The sequence below is a fragment of the Pectobacterium sp. CHL-2024 genome (assembly GCF_044751765.1).
Classification (GTDB): domain Bacteria; phylum Pseudomonadota; class Gammaproteobacteria; order Enterobacterales; family Enterobacteriaceae; genus Pectobacterium; species Pectobacterium brasiliense.
The window spans coordinates 110,539-127,267 of the sequence record NZ_JBIXKO010000002.1 but is presented as its reverse complement, the minus strand read 5'-3'; the positions used below and the strand labels follow the sequence as shown (position 1 = coordinate 127,267).

The 16,729-nt window shown below is 53.4% G+C and carries 16 protein-coding genes; 9 read left to right on the top strand and 7 right to left on the bottom strand.

Annotated elements, in window-relative coordinates; genetic code table 11:
- Nucleotides 1–22 precede the first annotated feature (22 nt).
- The 3 genes from ACIPUG_RS05490 to ACIPUG_RS05480 form a co-directional block, all read right to left on the bottom strand.
- Nucleotides 23–811 (bottom strand): molecular chaperone, encoded by a 789-nt coding sequence (locus ACIPUG_RS05490; protein ID WP_240345632.1) that lies wholly within the window; start codon nucleotides 809–811, stop codon nucleotides 23–25.
- 23 nt (nucleotides 812–834) lie between these two features.
- On the bottom strand, nucleotides 835–1,371 hold the full coding sequence (locus ACIPUG_RS05485; protein WP_039548987.1) for a spore coat U domain-containing protein: 537 nt from the start codon (nucleotides 1,369–1,371) through the stop codon (nucleotides 835–837).
- A 198-nt stretch (nucleotides 1,372–1,569) separates the two neighbouring features.
- A complete protein-coding gene (locus ACIPUG_RS05480) occupies nucleotides 1,570–2,118 on the bottom strand; it encodes a spore coat U domain-containing protein (RefSeq protein ID WP_039503768.1) in 549 nt (182 codons plus the stop codon).
- A gap of 1,154 nt (nucleotides 2,119–3,272) precedes the next feature.
- Here ACIPUG_RS05480 and sixA point away from each other — a divergent pair.
- On the top strand, nucleotides 3,273–3,755 hold the full coding sequence (sixA, locus tag ACIPUG_RS05475; protein ID WP_039284821.1) for a phosphohistidine phosphatase SixA: 483 nt from the start codon (nucleotides 3,273–3,275) through the stop codon (nucleotides 3,753–3,755).
- An 84-nt stretch (nucleotides 3,756–3,839) separates the two neighbouring features.
- Here the strand turns inward: sixA and smrB are convergent, their stop codons facing one another.
- Nucleotides 3,840–4,382, bottom strand: coding sequence for an endonuclease SmrB (gene smrB / locus ACIPUG_RS05470; RefSeq protein ID WP_010298564.1), 543 nt, complete (start codon nucleotides 4,380–4,382; stop codon nucleotides 3,840–3,842).
- Between the two features lie 171 nt (nucleotides 4,383–4,553).
- Between smrB and prmB the strand changes: the two genes are divergently transcribed.
- The 6 genes from prmB to ACIPUG_RS05440 all read left to right on the top strand — a co-directional run bounded on the left by prmB (nucleotide 4,554) and on the right by ACIPUG_RS05440 (nucleotide 9,390).
- Nucleotides 4,554–5,495 carry a 50S ribosomal protein L3 N(5)-glutamine methyltransferase gene (prmB, locus tag ACIPUG_RS05465; RefSeq protein ID WP_039280247.1) on the top strand — a complete coding sequence of 314 codons (942 nt, stop codon included), beginning with the start codon at nucleotides 4,554–4,556 and terminating at the stop codon, nucleotides 5,493–5,495.
- Nucleotides 5,496–5,728: 233 nt separating this feature from the next.
- The gene (gene aroC, locus ACIPUG_RS05460; RefSeq protein ID WP_039280246.1) at nucleotides 5,729–6,814 is read left to right on the top strand and encodes a chorismate synthase; all 1,086 of its coding nucleotides are present in this window, start codon (nucleotides 5,729–5,731) and stop codon (nucleotides 6,812–6,814) included.
- Nucleotides 6,815–6,820: 6 nt separating this feature from the next.
- Complete coding sequence (gene mepA / locus ACIPUG_RS05455; RefSeq protein ID WP_039503761.1) at nucleotides 6,821–7,666, top strand: penicillin-insensitive murein endopeptidase; 846 nt, start codon at nucleotides 6,821–6,823, stop codon at nucleotides 7,664–7,666.
- A gap of 32 nt (nucleotides 7,667–7,698) precedes the next feature.
- Complete coding sequence (locus tag ACIPUG_RS05450) at nucleotides 7,699–8,499, top strand: sulfite exporter TauE/SafE family protein (protein WP_039465019.1); 801 nt, start codon at nucleotides 7,699–7,701, stop codon at nucleotides 8,497–8,499.
- 27 nt (nucleotides 8,500–8,526) lie between these two features.
- Nucleotides 8,527–9,072, top strand: a complete 546-nt coding sequence (locus tag ACIPUG_RS05445) for an elongation factor P hydroxylase (RefSeq protein ID WP_010285076.1) — start codon at nucleotides 8,527–8,529, stop codon at nucleotides 9,070–9,072.
- A 33-nt stretch (nucleotides 9,073–9,105) separates the two neighbouring features.
- A complete protein-coding gene (locus tag ACIPUG_RS05440; protein WP_014916053.1) occupies nucleotides 9,106–9,390 on the top strand; it encodes a YfcL family protein in 285 nt (94 codons plus the stop codon).
- Between the two features lie 88 nt (nucleotides 9,391–9,478).
- Here the strand turns inward: ACIPUG_RS05440 and mnmC are convergent, their stop codons facing one another.
- Nucleotides 9,479–11,506, bottom strand: coding sequence for a bifunctional tRNA (5-methylaminomethyl-2-thiouridine)(34)-methyltransferase MnmD/FAD-dependent 5-carboxymethylaminomethyl-2-thiouridine(34) oxidoreductase MnmC (mnmC, locus tag ACIPUG_RS05435; RefSeq protein ID WP_400337703.1), 2,028 nt, complete (start codon nucleotides 11,504–11,506; stop codon nucleotides 9,479–9,481).
- 173 nt (nucleotides 11,507–11,679) lie between these two features.
- Here mnmC and fabB point away from each other — a divergent pair, with 173 nt between their 5' ends.
- Nucleotides 11,680–12,897: a beta-ketoacyl-ACP synthase I gene (fabB, locus tag ACIPUG_RS05430; protein ID WP_039280239.1), complete on the top strand. Its 1,218-nt coding sequence runs from the start codon at nucleotides 11,680–11,682 to the stop codon at nucleotides 12,895–12,897.
- A gap of 113 nt (nucleotides 12,898–13,010) precedes the next feature.
- Here the strand turns inward: fabB and flk are convergent, their stop codons facing one another.
- Nucleotides 13,011–14,270 (bottom strand): flagella biosynthesis regulator Flk, encoded by a 1,260-nt coding sequence (flk, locus tag ACIPUG_RS05425; protein WP_400337700.1) that lies wholly within the window; start codon nucleotides 14,268–14,270, stop codon nucleotides 13,011–13,013.
- Nucleotides 14,271–14,375: 105 nt separating this feature from the next.
- On the bottom strand, nucleotides 14,376–15,347 hold the full coding sequence (locus ACIPUG_RS05420; protein ID WP_400337697.1) for a DMT family transporter: 972 nt from the start codon (nucleotides 15,345–15,347) through the stop codon (nucleotides 14,376–14,378).
- Between the two features lie 190 nt (nucleotides 15,348–15,537).
- Between ACIPUG_RS05420 and pdxB the strand changes: the two genes are divergently transcribed.
- Nucleotides 15,538–16,674, top strand: a complete 1,137-nt coding sequence (pdxB, locus tag ACIPUG_RS05415) for a 4-phosphoerythronate dehydrogenase PdxB (RefSeq protein ID WP_400337694.1) — start codon at nucleotides 15,538–15,540, stop codon at nucleotides 16,672–16,674.
- Nucleotides 16,675–16,729: the final 55 nt, after the last annotated feature.

Below are 16,729 nucleotides of genomic sequence, written 5' to 3'. Positions count from 1 at the left end.
GCTTCTGCGGCTAACCGAGCCATCATTCGCGTTTAATCAAGATAGGATCGTGGATATCGATCAGGTGAGTGAAGAGCTGCATGCCTGCACCCGGTGTGGATACGCCCGCGGGCAGCGGCCAACGCATCTCTTGTCCCGGTAGTACATAGCCTAAAAAGCCGTCGGTGATCGTTGTTCGGCGGCTCCCTTTTCCATTTTGGTCGGCTGACCAGTAGATGTTACTCAGGCGGGCATGCACCATGCCACGATTGCGGACATAAAGATAGTTTTTCCCCCCAACCGCGCTGACTCGCCAACTGAGCACAGGCAGCGTAGGCTCGGCGTTGGCGCGTCGTTTTTCCGGGCGCATATGCGTCCAGATGCCGGCACCATCAAGGAACAGCGGTAGCAGATAGCGCATCTGGAATTGCAGCCCCATCTGCGGGGCATCTTGTTGATAGGGCGCGGCAATTTCATCAACGATGATGCGGTAAGCCATCTCAGTATTGGCGGGTGTTGGGTTGACGCGAATCAGACGCACCATATTGCGCTTACCCGGCTCCAGCGTCATGAACGGGGGGGTAGCAATCACGTTGCTTTGTTCGGCATAACGATCCTGAAAATCGATTTGCTTCCAGGACATGATACGGATTTGCAAACCGACGGGCGCGGTGCCTTTATTTTCCAGCCATAACGCAGAGCTGTTCTCATCGGACTCAATAACCTGATAAATCGGCCAAACGAGAATAGAACTGGCAGCAAAGCAATATGAGCCAAAACCACTTAATAAAAAGACCATTGCCCGAATAAAAAACGTTATTTTCCTTTTCATTCTGTATTCACCCTGTTTTGTTTTTAATAAGTCAGGCTGACGGTTACGTTATCGGTATAAACCCCTGCGGGAGGCAGCGGTGTGCCGCCAAAATAGCGGGCGTAAACGGTGTAGGTCTGGGATGTGGCGGGAAAGGAGGCGATATTGAGTGCCAGACCTCCCGTTCCCCATACCTGTGTGCGTGCCGCATCGCGGTAAAGCTGGTAAGCCAACAGGCGCGTTCCTGCTGCATTTTTCAGATAACGCTGTGTGCTGTTACCACCATTAGTGCCATAGCTCAGTTCAATAACGGCGCTAATGCCTGGCGTACAGGTCGCGACAATCGACCCTCCGCCGCTGGTGCTGGCGATATCCACGTTGGTTGCCGTGGCGCTGCGCGTCCCAAAATTCAGCGTGCCCATGTTGGGCTGGCTGCTTGCCGTGTTGGTGCCAAAAACACAGCCTTTTTGTATCGTTGCCGTGACATCGAATGTGCTACTGACGGTGAGCGCCATCCCCACCGTGGGGACGATGGAGCCAGACAGCAGAAGTGACAAAATCAATGCCGATGGAAAACGCATCGCAATACCCGCGGCTATCGAGCCTGAATGGCGATGCGGAAAACGCCCAAAGCCAGAGGGGAAGGCAGGGCGTAGGTAATCAATGCGGAATCGCGTATGAGATGTGGTGACATAACGGCTCCTCTTCTTGTGGATCAATGTCTTGTGGATCAATATCCCTAAAAAGGCTGGCATGCGAACATGCCAGCCTGTAAAAAATTACCATTCGATCGTAGCAGTGACGGTGTCGGTATAAGCCCCAGCGGTGGGCGATAGCACGGTCTGATCTGACGGCAGGATACGGGCATACACTGGAACCAGCTGTGGGTTACCCGTTGCAACAATGGCAATGCCAGTTGCACTGCTGAGTGGGATTTCGGTCGTGCGGGTTGAATCGCTGTATAAACGGTAAGGGACGTTGTAGGTTCCCGTGCCTGGCGCTAACCGGCGTAGCGAGGCGGTGGCATTTGCACCTGCACCGATATACAACGCCGCCGGTGTGCCAACAGAGCAACTGACGGTAATCCCGTTGCCCCCGATGCTGGTAACCTGGGCATCAATACTCTGTGTTAGGTCATTGTGGGGGCCAAAGTTGATTGTTCCCCATGTGGTGCCTGCACCTCCTCCGTTGTTGACCGTACAGGCCGCATTAATGGTCAGAGAAACGGGGATTTGACCATTAATCGTCACGCTGTTGGCGGTGGGGGATAGGCCGAATGTGGTGAATAGTGTGGCCAGAATAGGTAATGTTAGACGTTTAGAATTCATAACGATTCCTTTATATACCTCTTACTTATTTTCATCGAAAATGTCTTCACGAAAGTACATAGGTTTTCGTGAAAACAGCTCGTCAAGAATGACTATTACAAAAGTAATCATAACGAGTCGTTTTAATCAGTACGGATATTTATATGGCATAGATTAACCGACCGGGAAAATACAGAGGGTTTATTCTCTTTCCTGATTGGCAGAACCATTGACACTAAAATGTCGCATTACTGAAATATATCGCTACTACTTTCAGTACGTTCCGTATGGTGAAGATGACGCTATAAAGAAAACGTATAACTAATTTTATCTTCCGTGGTGTGAATAATGGCGGGCATATAAATAACAGAGACGTTCTTCGGGATTTATCCTGAATTGCATATTCGTCCATAAATAGAAGAGCAATCTATTTTTATTATATGACGTTATATTCTGTGTAATTACCTTGTTTATAAAACATGAATAGTAAAGAAAAGTGCTATTTAAGATAAAGATAGAACCAGAGTGCTTGTTTAACAATGTCGCAAAAATTGATATGCGTTAAAAAAGTGCAAGAAATCGACATTTTTGATTTTATCAGTGTTTTATGCTGATTTTTTGTTAATTTTTGAATTCTGTCTCTTATTTTTTGATTTTACTGTAAGCGATTATAATGACCATTATAAAGATATGGTTATGTGTTTCGAGTGGGTAGATTCTGTCGTGTATCTATAAAATTTTTATTTATCATAGGATTAACAATGAAAAATAAGAGCGGACGAGCCTGGTGACGTTGCTAATACATTACGATTATTGACTCGTTGGTGACGGAACGCTAAAAACGCGTTTTGAGAATGGTTAATGTTATAACAGTATTGGGTCACCTTCGCGGCAGATCTCAGTGGGTAGTCTGTGGCTGGGAAGCCGGCATGATAACTTTTTCTACCTAAACCTGACCTCAGGTGAGTTTACATAGCGAGAAACTCAGGTAACCTACAGCAATTCAGGTAACCTACAATAACAAAGCGGTTATACCCGTCATCCTTGAAGGATTTAGGGTATCTACCTTTATATATGGCTACATTGCAGGTATGCCAAAGCGGCAGCAAAGCCAATGCTCATACAGCATTAAGTATGAGGATATATCATATATTTCATTAACATAGCGGTGTAATATGCAAGTGTTGATAATGCGTCATGGTGATGCAGTACTTGATGCAGCGAGTGATGCTGTTCGGCCATTGAGCGACGCTGGTCGTGATGAATCCCGTCAGATGGCGTGTTGGTTGAATGAGCAAAATATCGATATTGAGCGCGTTCTGGTGAGCCCTTATTTGCGCGCCCAGCAAACGCTCGAGGTGGTGAAAAAAGCGTTGCCGCTGCCGGAAGAAGCGGATTGCCTGAATGAGCTGACGCCCGGCGGGGATGCCCAGCTTGTTAGCTATTATCTGCAAACGCTGGCAAGAGAAGGCGTGGGTGCGGTTCTGGTTGTGTCGCATCTGCCACTGGTGGGCTATCTGGTTGCCGAATTATGCCAGAATGAAACCGCGCCGATGTTTGCCACATCCGCTATTGCCTGCGTGCAGGTGGAAGCGGAGTCTGGTCATGGCGCTCTGCACTGGCAAGTCAGCCCGGCCCAGTTGAACGCGAAATCCTGATACGACTCATCAAACTCCTGAATTCATACGCGATGAGGCATGTAATGAACTTACATGCCTCATCGTTTTTGAAGAAGAGCGAGCTTATTCAAGCGAAGGCGCCTCTAGCGCCACCAACACCAGCAGCGCGGCATTCCCACCAAATTCTTTCGGAGCCTGATGAAAAGCCAGCACGTCAGGGTGCTGTGCCAGCCAGAGCGGCGTTTGTTGCTTAAGGATATGTTTGCCGTGTCCGTGCATTACGCAGGCGCAATAAACGTGCTCCCGCCGACAGGCCGCTAGCAGCGCGCCCAGTTCCTGCTTCGCCTGAAGCTGCGTCAGGCCATGCAAATCCAGAAACAGCTCCGGTGAATAATCTCCCCGTCGAAGTTTCTTCAATTCATAGTGGCTGGCACCTGGGCGGACATAGCGTGTTGGGCCTTCTGCATCCAGCTGTGGCTGAAATTCATCCGAAAAATAGAAACTGGCATCAACCTGCTCCTGCAATGCCCGTTTGGCGGGTAATTCACCCGGTTTTTTGCGCAGCGGTTTGTGGGTATAGGTATCCTGACGCAACTTTTTTGTGCCAGTGATTGACGTGCGAAAAAGCTGTAATTCGTCGTCATTCAGCGAATATTTATTACTCATGTTTCATTCATCTTGCGTCAACATTCGATCAGTTTACCTTGTCTCCCCGCTGTCGCTAAATAAAAGTCTGTATCGAGGCGCGTTCAGTCGGTTATATCTGCTGATTTGTCGCGGGCTTCATGGCAAACTAAGCGCCAATTTCCCATTCAGAACAGTCTGCGGAGGACACCCTTGGACAAAATTTTCGTCGATGAGGCCGTCAGTGAACTTCATACCATTCAGGATATGTTGCGCTGGGCTGTCAGCCGGTTTAACGCAGCTAACGTCTATTACGGTCACGGGACGGATAATCCCTGGGATGAAGCCATACAGCTGGTATTGCCTAGCCTGTATCTGCCGCTCGATATTCCTGAAGATATGTATACGTCGCGCCTGATCACCAGCGAACGGCAGCGCATTGTTGAACGCGTGATTCGCCGCGTCAATGAGCGTATCCCCGTCGCCTATCTGACCAACAAGGCCTGGTTCTGCGGCCTGGAATTCTACGTGGACGAACGCGTGCTGGTGCCGCGCTCTCCCATCGGTGAGCTGATCAATAACTATTTTGATGAGCAACTGCCAAAAACGCCAAACCATATTCTGGATCTGTGCACGGGCAGCGGCTGTATTGCTATTGCCTGCGCTCAGGCGTTCCCGGAAGCGGAAGTCGATGCGGTCGATATCTCCAGCGAGGCGCTGGCGGTAACCGAGCAAAATATTCAGCAGCACGGTCTGGAATACCGCGTGACGCCGATTCGCTCTGATCTGTTCCGCGATTTACCGGCGATTCGCTATGATTTGATCGTGACTAATCCACCGTATGTGGATGAAGAAGATATGTCCGATCTGCCACAGGAATTCCGTTTCGAGCCTGAACTGGGGCTGGCGGCGGGTAACGACGGTCTGGATCTGGTGCGTCGTATTCTGGCCTGTGCGCCAGACTATTTGAGCGACGACGGCGTGCTGATTTGCGAAGTGGGCAACAGCATGGTGCACCTGATCGATCAATACCCAGACATCCCGTTCACCTGGCTGGAGTTTGATAACGGCGGTGACGGCGTGTTTATGCTAACGCAATCACAGCTGGTCGATTGCAAAGCGCATTTCAGCGCTTACCGTGATTCGGATAGCTGATAAACCTATTTGCGAAGTGAGGGCGGGAGTAACGGAATAGAAGAGTAAAGCGTTTGCGCCAGGGATGGCGCAATCCGAGCTTACAGGGATGTACTTGCAGCGTCTTTACGATCTATCCGTTACTACCGCTCAACGACCTTTGTCAGCAGCCGTGATTAAACGGTCATACGATATTTATTCGCCTTACCGTGTAGACGGTAAGGCAGAAACAGAACACATGCGAAGGAGTTGTGATGGCAGGCAACAGTATTGGGCAATTTTTCCGCGTCACTACATTTGGTGAATCCCACGGTATTGCCCTGGGATGTATTGTTGACGGCGTACCGCCGGGGATCCCGCTAACGGAAGCGGATCTGCAACACGATTTGGATCGCCGCCGTCCGGGGACCTCCCGCTATACGACGCAGCGCCGTGAACCCGATCAGGTCAAGATTCTGTCCGGCGTTTTTGAAGGCGTAACAACAGGAACCAGCATTGGCCTGTTGATTGAAAACACCGATCAGCGTTCTCAGGATTACGGTGCGATTAAAGACGTCTTTCGCCCGGGCCACGCCGATTACACCTATGAGCAAAAATATGGCCTGCGCGATTACCGTGGCGGTGGCCGCTCTTCCGCGCGCGAAACCGCAATGCGCGTTGCCGCGGGTGCGATTGCGAAGAAATACCTGCAACAGCAACATGGTGTGAAGGTACGTGGCTATCTGTCGCAGATTGGCGATGTCACCTGCGAGCTGAAAGATTGGGAACAGGTTGAGCAAAACCCGTTCTTCTGCCCGGATATCGACAAGCTGGAAGCCCTGGATGAACTGATGCGGGCGCTGAAAAAAGAAGGCGACTCGATTGGCGCGAAGGTCAGCGTCGTGGCGGAATCAGTACCTGTCGGATTAGGCGAGCCGGTCTTTGATCGTCTGGATGCCGATTTGGCTCACGCACTGATGAGCATCAACGCTGTAAAAGGCGTCGAAATTGGCGATGGCTTTGCGGTTGTCACCAAACGCGGCAGTGAAAACCGAGACGAAATCACGCCGGACGGTTTCCAAAGCAATCACGCTGGCGGCATTTTGGGCGGGATCAGCAGCGGTCAGAACATCGTTGCACATCTGGCGTTGAAGCCGACCTCCAGCATTATGGTGCCGGGGAAAACGATCAACCGTCAGGGCGAAGCGACGGAAATGGTGACGCGCGGGCGTCACGACCCGTGTGTGGGCATCCGTGCGGTGCCGATTGCCGAAGCTATGATGGCGATTGTGTTAATGGATCACCTGCTGCGCCAACGCGCACAGTGTGGGGATGTGAACAGTCAGGTTCCTCGCTGGTAAAAAATAATGAAACAAGGGTTAATCGGGGTTCTCGCGCTGGCACTGAGCGCGCCGCTGTTATCGAACGCCGCGTGGGCGAAAACGCCCTGGCAGGAGATTGCGCATCCGGTTGCGGGTACGCCGCAGTCAATTGGTAGTTTTTCCAATGGCTGTATCATCGGTGCCCAGCCGCTGCCACTGCAGTCGCTGGATTATCAGGTGATGCGCATCGATCAGCGCCGCTATTTCGGTCACCCCGATCTTCTGGCGTTTATTCACCGCCTGAGCAACGAGGTTAAGCGTACGACCTCCGGTAATGTGCTGGTGGGGGATATGGGCATGCCTGTTGGGGGACGATTCAGCAGCGGCCACGCCAGTCACCAATCCGGGCTGGATGTCGACATCTGGCTGCAACTGCCCAGACAGCGCTGGAGCGAGCAGCAATTGCTGAAACCGCAGCCTATCGATTTGGTTAACGCCAGTGGACTGAACGTTAACCCACGCGTTTGGCGACCGGAAATCACCACCCTGATCAAAACCGCTGCGTTGGATAGCGACGTAACGCGCATCTTCGTTAATCCGGCGATTAAAAAACAGCTGTGTGCTGAAGCAGGCCACGATCGTGACTGGCTGCGCAAAGTTCGCCCTTGGTTTGCACACCGCGCGCATATGCATGTGCGCCTGCGCTGCCCGGCGGACAGTCTTGAGTGTCAGGATCAGGATGAACCCCCTGTCGGTGACGGATGCGGTGCCGAGTTAACCAGCTGGTTCCAGCCAAAACAGCCGAGTACCGAAGCCCCGGAAAAAACCACGCCGCCGCCGTTGCCTCCGTCTTGTCAGGCACTGCTCGACAGACATTTTGCCGCGAGATAACGAATAACTATGTCGCGAGATAAAAAATAATTATGGACTGGTTAGTTCTTGGGCCAGATATGCTGGCTGTGCTGTTTTTTGTCGGGGCGTTGGCAGGGTTTATTGATTCGATTGCGGGCGGGGGCGGTTTATTAACGATCCCCGCCTTGCTGGCGGCGGGATTATCCCCGGCGCAGGCGCTGGCAACGAATAAACTTCAGGCCGTCGGCGGATCCTTTTCCGCCAGCTTGTATTTCATCCGCCGCCGCGCGGTGAATCTGGGCGAGCAGAAGCTGGCGATTGCGCTGACCTTTGTCGGTTCGACCTTTGGTGCCTGGCTGATCCAGCAAATTCACGCCGATTTTCTACGTCAACTGCTGCCGGTGCTGATCATTGGCATTGGCCTCTACTTTTTATTAACGCCCAAAATCGGTGATGAAGATCGGCAGCGTCGCCTGTCGCCACTTCCGTTTGCGATTGTGGCAGGCTGTTGTGTCGGTTTTTATGACGGCTTCTTCGGCCCCGGTGCCGGATCGTTTTACGCGCTGGCCTTTGTCACTCTGTATGGTTTCAATCTGGCAAAAGCGACAGCGCATGCCAAAATCCTGAACTTTACCTCCAACTTCGGCGGGCTACTGTTTTTCATTCTGGGCGGTCAGGTTGTCTGGGTGGTCGGCGGCGTCATGCTGATCGGGCAGATCCTCGGTGCGCGGCTGGGAGCCAAAATGGTGATGACGAAAGGGCAAAAGCTGATTCGCCCTATGCTGGTGTTGGTTTCCGCCATCATGAGCGGCAAGCTGATTTATGACAGCCACGGGCATGAGATTGCCGTTTGGCTGGGACAGTTTTTATGACAACACATTATGATAACAACAGATAACATGACTACGACGCACCACTATCAACAGCTGATTGATATTTTTAATGATTGCTTTGGCGATGAATACAATACCCGTCTGGTAAAAGGCGATGATGAGCCGATTTATCTGCCAGCGGATGATGACATTCCGTATCACCGGATTGTGTTTGCCCATGGTTTTTATGCCAGCGCGCTACACGAGATTTCTCACTGGTGCATTGCCGGTGCCCAGCGGCGCTTGCAGGTCGATTTTGGCTACTGGTACTGCCCGGATGGCCGCGATGCCTCGACGCAAAGTCAGTTTGAGGTGGTGGAAATCAAACCGCAGGCCTTCGACTGGCTGTTCTGTGTCGCCGCGGGCTTTCCGTTTAACGTCAGCTGCGACAACCTGAACGGCGACTGCGAACCGGACCGCATTGATTTCCAACGACGCGTGCATGCGCAGGTGATGCAATATCTGGAAGAGGGGATTCCCGCGCGTCCTGCCAGCTTTATTCGTGCATTACAATCGTTTTACAATACGCCACCGCTGACGGCGGCGAGCTTCCCGTATCCAGCCGATCTGTGATGCACGGGAACCGCAAAAATTTGAGGATAAGAAATGATCGCAGAATTTGAAACGCGCATTCTGGCGCTGATTGATGACATGGTAGAGCATGCCAGCGACGATGAACTGTTTGCCGGCGGCTATTTGCGTGGTCATCTGACGGTGTCGGTGGCAGAAGCGGAAGAGCATGGGGAACACACGCTTGAAGCACTGCATTTGCGCGTTAGCGACAGCATTAATAACGCCATCAAAAACGGTGAACTGTCACCGCCGGATCAGGTACTGGTTAACGGGATGTGGGAACGTCTGTTCCAGCAGGCGCAGAATAGCACCCACTGATTTCCCTGTGGGCTAATCGCCACTCTGTCAGTGCTGGCTCAGTCAAGCCAGCACGTTTTCTTCCCGATTAATCCTTCGCTATTCTCAGTTAATCCTGAGCTACAGGTTTGCCTTTCAGCAGTTTTCTTATCCAGAAACGATTTGGGTTGAGCGCGGCGAGTGTCTCGCGGTCCAGCGGTAGCGGTTCACCATACATCTGTGAGGCCAGAATTTCTGCTGCGAGTGGGGCGGAGCAGAGCCCGCGTGAGCCCAATGCACCGATAATAAACAGATCCTGCCAATAGGGGGCGTTTGGCACCGCGTCGGCGCGGTGTTGAGGGTGCAACCGATCTTCATACTCGTCCAGCGTTTGCTCATAGTCCGGCACTGCTCCTAATAGCGGCAGATGATCGCGCAGCGCACAGCGGACGCCCTGACGTGCCTGTGCATCGCTGACATCGATCGTTTTCGCCCAGTCTGCGTCAGGCAAACAATTCAGCAGCCGTTGGCGGTTGTCTTGCTGCTCATCTTCCCGATAATCACAGTGCGTTTCGCCCCGTAAATAGCTTGCTCCGATGCAGTGCGTTTGATGCTGCGGACTCACCGGCGTCAGATAGCCGTCGTAGCACAACACCTGCTTGAGCTGGCCTAGCACCGGGTTGGTCGGAATATGGCTAACCTGCCCGCGCACGGCGTAAGCGGGTAAATGGGATGTCTGTGGCCAGTCGGTAATGTGATGACCATTTGCCAGCACCACGACGGCATGATTTACCCGCTGGCCGGTGCTCAGGGTGAGCGCCCAGCCGCCGTCCGTTTTCTCCAGTGCGGAAACGGCGGTACTCATCTGTACCGACAGACCGTTTTGCTGTGCCAGCTTCAGCGCAGAAGCCGTCAGTTCTGCCGGGCACAGCCAGCCGCCGTCGGGGTAGGTGATGCCGTTTACTCCGGGATTCAGGCCGCTTTGCGTTTCCAGTTGCTGCGCATCCACGCTTATGACCAGCTCTTCCGGCCATTCGCCTTGCAGAATCTGTTCGATTTTACGCGCACTTTTTTCATCCCAGGCAAGCTGGCTGACGCCACACCATTGGTGCTCAAACTCCAGACCCTGCTGCGCCAGCGCGGTATAACTGCGGTGGGCAAAGTCAAAGGCGAGCGAGAAAAAGCGGGATACCGCATCGTGCCGGTTATTCAACAGAGGATACAGCGCCCCCTGACGATTGCCGGATGCGCCCGTGGCAGGCTGTGCCTCTGCGCAGTAGAGCGTGACCTTTGCACCGCGCCGTTGCAGCGCAAGGGCAGTAAGCACGCTGGCGATGCCGCCTCCGATAATCGCAATATCGTCAGTCGTGCTGGCGGCAGGGCGTGCATACCACGGCGTTGGTGAGGTGACGGGAAGCGCATCAGGAAGCATGCCGCTCAGCATTTCCCGTTTCTGGCCGAATCCTTTAATTTTGCTGACCTGAAACCCCGCCTGTTGCAGGCCGCGACGCACAAAGCCTGCGGCCGTAAAGGTGGCGAATGTCCCTTCCTTTCGGCACAGACGAGCCATTGCCTGAAACAGATTATCCGTCCACATATCTGGGTTTTTGGCAGGCGCGAAGCCGTCCAGAAACCAGGCGTCGACCTGATGATTCTGAGTATCATCCAGCTCAGGCAGTAAGACGTTAACGTCACCGAACCACAGATCGAGCGTAATAGTGCCTTGCGCCAGAATCAGACGATGGCAGCCCGGCAGCGGTAGCGGCCATTGCTCTCGCAGTTCATCCGCGAAGGCGGCCAGCTCCGGCCACTGGGCGTGTGCCGCAGCCAAATCATGCCGACGCAGGGGAAATTTCTCGAAGCTGATGAAATGCAGGTGTCGCAATGTCGCCTGTGGCTGCTGTTGACGAAAGTCGGCAAACGCCTGCCACAGCGTCAGAAAATTCAGGCCCGTACCAAAGCCGGTTTCTGCTATCACGCAGGCTGCGCGCGGGTGCGTGGCGAAACGCTCGGGAAACTGATTGCCCTTTAAAAACACATAACGGGTTTCTGCCAACCCATCCTGATTCGAAAAATAGACGTCATCAAACTGTTGCGATACAGGTGTACCCTGAGCGTTCCAACTTAACGACGCGTGTTGGATGGGGAGGTTGGTCACGACAAAAAGCTCATTATTCAAGTGATGATGAGATTCTATCGGGCTGAATATTGTGGCGCAAATTTAGCAATGATTTCGCGATAGTTTGGCTGATCGGACTTGTTCAGCTTACAACTGTACGCTAAAGTGCGAAGCGAAATCCCAAACTCTATAAGTGGAAGAAGAGGTATTAAATGAAACGTGCAGTGATTACTGGCCTAGGGATCGTATCAAGCATCGGTAATAACCAGCAGGAAGTTCTGGCATCATTGCGGGAAGGCCGCTCTGGCATTACTTTCTCTCAAGAGCTGAAAGATTCCGGCATGCGTAGTCACGTCTGGGGGAATGTCAAACTGGACACCACTGGCCTCATCGATCGCAAAATTGTGCGTTTTATGAGTGATGCATCGATTTATGCCTACTTATCCATGGAGCAGGCGATTCAAGATTCCGGGCTGTCTGATGAGGTTTATCAGAATAACCCACGCGTTGGTCTGATTGCCGGTTCCGGCGGTTCTGCGCGCTATCAGGTGTTCGGTGCTGATGCGATGCGTAGCCCGCGTGGCCTGAAAGCCGTTGGCCCTTATGTGGTAACCAAATCCATGGGTTCTGCGGTATCCGCGTGTCTGGCAACGCCATTCAAAATTCACGGCGTGAACTACTCCATCAGCTCTGCCTGTGCGACCTCTGCACACTGTATCGGCAACGCGGTTGAGCAAATTCAGATGGGCAAACAGGACATCGTATTCGCTGGCGGCGCGGAAGAGCTGTGCTGGGAACTGGCCTGTGAATTTGACGCGATGGGCGCACTGTCGACCAAATACAATGAGACACCAGAAAAAGCGTCCCGTACCTATGACGCCGGCCGCGATGGTTTCGTCATTGCAGGCGGTGGCGGTATGGTGGTTGTAGAAGAACTGGAACACGCACTGGCGCGTGGCGCGCACATCTACGCGGAAGTGGTCGGCTACGGCGCGACGTCTGACGGCGCGGATATGGTTGCCCCATCGGGTGAAGGTGCCGTTCGTTGTATGAAGATGGCGATGAACGGTGTGGATACGCCGATCGATTACCTGAACTCTCACGGTACTTCTACGCCGGTTGGCGATGTGAAGGAACTGGGTGCGATTCGTGAAGTGTTTGGCGACAACTCGCCAGCTATTTCCGCGACGAAAGCGATGACCGGTCACTCTCTGGGCGCGGCTGGCGTTCAGGAAGCTATTTACTCACTGCTGATGCTGGAACACAGTTTCGTTGCACCGAGCATCAACGTGGAAAATCTGGACGAACAGGCTGCTGGCCTGAACATCGTGACTGAACCGACGGAACGTAAACTGACCACGGTGATGTCTAACAGCTTCGGCTTCGGTGGTACGAATGCGACGCTGGTAATGAGAAAACTCGATAAATAATCGGTTTATCATTCAAACATTAGCATTGAAATAAATAAAACCCCGCTGGCGCAAGCCGCGGGGTTTTTTGTTGGCGCTGGTTTGGCTGATGATGGTCATGAGCGGTATTGACGCTAGATTAATACCCACAGCAGAAATGCCGCCACGCAGGTGCTGACAATCACCAAAAACATTGGCTTATGGAACAGGGATTGCCAACTGAGCGGCAGCGAAGCAATTAGCGGGTTAAACAGCGGGTGCAGCAGCTGTGACGTGGTTGTCCAGTCCGTTTCCTGTGAGCGCTGAATGCGCTGCGTAAACAGGAACGTCAGCAGATCGCTAACCTGCATCGGCGTCAGCGGCGTTTGTAATCCGATATTGAAGCGATTCTGCGTGTAATCCATCAATAAGTGCTGTTCCTGCGCGGTCATGGGCTGTTGTAGCAAAGCCTGTAACGGGGCGAGATTCGGGGAAAGCAGCGCGTTCTGTGTCGGTAGCGGCTGTGATGATAGATTCGCTGCGGATGACGAATTCGCGTTAGTCGTATTGGTGGTGTTGGCTGTCAGCGGTTCTGACGCTGCGCCAGTCGCGCCTGTATTGGTCGGTGTTCCCTGCTGCGCTGGCGGGGTAGCGCGCAGCAGCGTTTGTGTTTGTTGCAGCTCAACCTGTGCTTGCAGGAACTGCGTGATCAGCGGCAGATGTTTTAACGGGATGGCGTCGCCCGGGCTAAGATTCTGCATCATCATCAGATTGTTCAGCACTCTTGCAGGTTGTTCCCCAGTCATGGTCGCCAATCGGGTGACTAACTGATTCAAGCCGCGCTGTTCCGAAGGAGAGAGCGGACGATCGGGCGAGTTGGCGGCCTGAGCGGTTTGCGATGCTGTGGCTGATGCCGTTGACTGCGGGATTTGCCCGTTTTGCAGCAGCGTAACCACCTGCTGTAGCTGCGTTTTAGTCAGCGCGCTTAGTGTGGTGCTACCGAACTGTTGCTGGATGAAATTGCTGACCGCCTGACGGTTATTTCCCTGAGACAGCATATCTGTCAGGCGCTGAAGCAGCTGCTGACGTCCACCGCTATCTTGCGCCTGCGTTAAACGCGTCTGGAGTATCTGCTCGGCAGGCTGATAATGGCGGGACATGAGTTCATTATTTTCTGCCAGCCCTAATCCCTGTTTTACCGTTGTCCAGACTTCCGCTGCCTTTGACGTTGTCAGTGCGGCAACTCTCAGCACCAGATTTTCCAGCGTCGTGCGCTGCGCCAGCGTCAGCGGTCGATCGCCGTTGGCGGAGGAACCCGCAGCGTTAGCGGATGATGTAGAGGTTGACGATGTGGTGGTCGGCGTCACCGAACGTTCGCCGGGCAGCGGGGCACCTGGGCCGCTTACAGGTTGCATATCGGTTATCCTCACTGCCGTCATGATTGAGATGAATCATAGCAATCTCCCGTGACGGCCGATAGTCAGACGTCGCTTAAAACGGCACGAATCTTATGGGGTGGCTTATGAACGACGCCCTAGTGGGATGCGCAAGCGCTGTGCGAGGATCACGCCGAGTAACGTGATGCCCCCGCCAACCAGATGATAATGATGTAACGGCTCGTGCAAAAAGCCAATTGCGATCATCGCCGTAAAGATCGGTGTCAGGTTCATAAAGATGGAGGCTTTGCTGGCTCCGAGGCGCATAACCCCCTGAATCCACAGAAAAGGTGCAAGGATTGAGGCCATGATGCCAGCGAAAATCACCAGCGGCAGATTGTCGGCATTGAGTTGCACATTGTCCGTCAGCAGGAAATTTGGAATCAGCACGACTACGCCAAAGGCAATTTGCACATAGAGCGACACCCAATTGGGCAACGGGATGCTCCAGCGTTTGGTCAGCACGCCATAGAGCGCATAGGACAGCGACGCGCAAAACATCATGAGTTCGCCGGGGCCGATTCCCTGTGCCAGAATCTGTTCGGGATGACCCTCACCGATCAGCCAGACAATCCCGACCAGCGACAGCAGGCTACCAAGCACGACGCCCAGCGTGGGAGCCAGGCGCAGCAGCGGAATGCTGAGCAGGACGGTCAGTAGCGGTACAAGTGACCCCATGATCCCCATCATCACGGCGCTGATCGAGTGCGCCGCGTAATAGGCCAGACTTTGATACAGCACCATGCCAAGCAGACCCAGCACGAGCAGTTTCCAGGCGTGTTGACGAATGGCCGCTGCGTGCTGACGAAGTGTTGGCAGCATGAACGGCGTCATGACGAGGAACGCCAGCAACCAGCGATAAAACGAGATAGCGGCTGGGTCAATAACGCTTGCGGAGAGCTTGTTGACGATGACGTTAATTGACCAAATCAGGACGGCAATGGTGGGAAAGAGGGCGTTCAACGTTGGTTTTCTCATAACAGACCAGACGAAAAACGCACCAATTACCAGTCTGGTCGATAAAAATGGGGCAAGTGCGGCAATGGCAAACAACATAACAGAGCCATGTGACGACGATCAACCTTGTATGGCGTCGGCTTTCTATGACGACCATCTAGTATGATCCTCATCGGTGAGAACCGATAACGGAAAGATATCGCGTCGTAATTGCCTTGGGTTTCTGCACCATTCGGTGGCAAAATATCTCCCCGCTTTTTTTGGCTGGCTACCGATGTCGGAGAAGACAATGAAGATTCTGGTTGATGAGAATATGCCGTATGCCCGCGAGCTATTTAGCCGTCTGGGTGAGGTTCAGGCCGTGCCGGGACGTCCTTTGCCGCGCGAGCTGCTGGCCGACGCGGATGCGTTGATGGTGCGCTCGGTCACGAAGGTGAACGCGGATCTGCTGTCTGGTTCGGCGGTAAAATTTGTCGGCAGCGCGACAGCAGGCACCGACCATGTCGATGACACCTGGCTTAACGCCAACGGGATCGCGTTTTCTGCTGCCCCCGGTTGCAATGCCATTGCGGTAGTGGAGTACGTCTTTTCTTCTTTGCTGATGCTGGCCGAGCGTGATGGCTTCCAACTGCGTGATAAAACCGTCGGGATTGTCGGCGTGGGCAATGTTGGTAGACGCTTAGATGCACGTCTGAAAGCCTGGGGCGTTAATACGTTGCTGTGCGATCCGCCGCGTGCCGATCGCGGTGAAGCAGGCGATTTCCTGCCGCTCGAAACGCTGGTGCGTGATGCTGACATTCTGACGCTGCATACGCCGCTGTATCTCGACGGCCCGTATCGTACTCATCATCTGGTTGATGCCGCCGTACTGAACGCCTTTGCGGACGGACGTATTCTGATTAACGCCTGCCGTGGCCCGGTGGTGGACAATGCTGCACTGCTTGAGGCGCTGCAACAGGGTAAAAAGCTCAGCGTCATTCTTGACGTCTGGGAGCCAGAACCTGCGTTATCGACCGATCTGCTGGCGCGAGTAGACATTGGCACGGCGCATATCGCTGGCTATACGCTGGAAGGGAAAGCGCGCGGTACCACGCAGGTGTTTGAGGCGTGGAGCGAGTTTATCGGAACTCCGCAGCAGGTTGCGCTTTCGTCGCTTTTGCCTGCACCAGAGTATGCCGAAGTCACATTGACCGTGCCGCTGGATGAGGCGTTGCTAAAACGTCTGGTGCATCTGGTGTATGATGTGCGCCGGGACGATGCACTGTTGCGCCACGTTGCGCATCAGGAAGGCGAGTTCGATCGTCTGCGCAAACATTATCAGGAAAGACGCGAATGGTCGTCACTCCATGTTATCTGCGCCGATGCTGACAGCGCAGATTGCCTGAACGCGCTGGGATTCACGGCGTCAGTGCGGGACGCACGCTAACGGCGTTTCGCGCGAGCATCACTTTTTTATTCATGAACTGACAGACGGTGTCGCT

Bases quoted from the DNA above. Each gene is read 5' to 3' on its own strand.
- ACIPUG_RS05490 (WP_240345632.1), bottom strand. From the start codon at position 811: ATGAAAAGGAAAATAACGTTTTTTATTCGGGCAATGGTCTTTTTATTA.
- ACIPUG_RS05485 (WP_039548987.1), bottom strand. From the start codon at position 1,371: ATGCGTTTTCCATCGGCATTGATTTTGTCACTTCTGCTGTCTGGCTCC.
- ACIPUG_RS05480 (WP_039503768.1), bottom strand. From the start codon at position 2,118: ATGAATTCTAAACGTCTAACATTACCTATTCTGGCCACACTATTCACC.
- sixA (WP_039284821.1), top strand. From the start codon at position 3,273: ATGCAAGTGTTGATAATGCGTCATGGTGATGCAGTACTTGATGCAGCG.
- smrB (WP_010298564.1), bottom strand. From the start codon at position 4,382: ATGAGTAATAAATATTCGCTGAATGACGACGAATTACAGCTTTTTCGC.
- aroC (WP_039280246.1), top strand. From the start codon at position 5,729: ATGGCAGGCAACAGTATTGGGCAATTTTTCCGCGTCACTACATTTGGT.
- mepA (WP_039503761.1), top strand. From the start codon at position 6,821: ATGAAACAAGGGTTAATCGGGGTTCTCGCGCTGGCACTGAGCGCGCCG.
- ACIPUG_RS05450 (WP_039465019.1), top strand. From the start codon at position 7,699: ATGGACTGGTTAGTTCTTGGGCCAGATATGCTGGCTGTGCTGTTTTTT.
- ACIPUG_RS05445 (WP_010285076.1), top strand. From the start codon at position 8,527: ATGACTACGACGCACCACTATCAACAGCTGATTGATATTTTTAATGAT.
- ACIPUG_RS05440 (WP_014916053.1), top strand. From the start codon at position 9,106: ATGATCGCAGAATTTGAAACGCGCATTCTGGCGCTGATTGATGACATG.
- fabB (WP_039280239.1), top strand. From the start codon at position 11,680: ATGAAACGTGCAGTGATTACTGGCCTAGGGATCGTATCAAGCATCGGT.
- flk (WP_400337700.1), bottom strand. From the start codon at position 14,270: ATGCAACCTGTAAGCGGCCCAGGTGCCCCGCTGCCCGGCGAACGTTCG.
- ACIPUG_RS05420 (WP_400337697.1), bottom strand. From the start codon at position 15,347: ATGTTGTTTGCCATTGCCGCACTTGCCCCATTTTTATCGACCAGACTG.
- pdxB (WP_400337694.1), top strand. From the start codon at position 15,538: ATGAAGATTCTGGTTGATGAGAATATGCCGTATGCCCGCGAGCTATTT.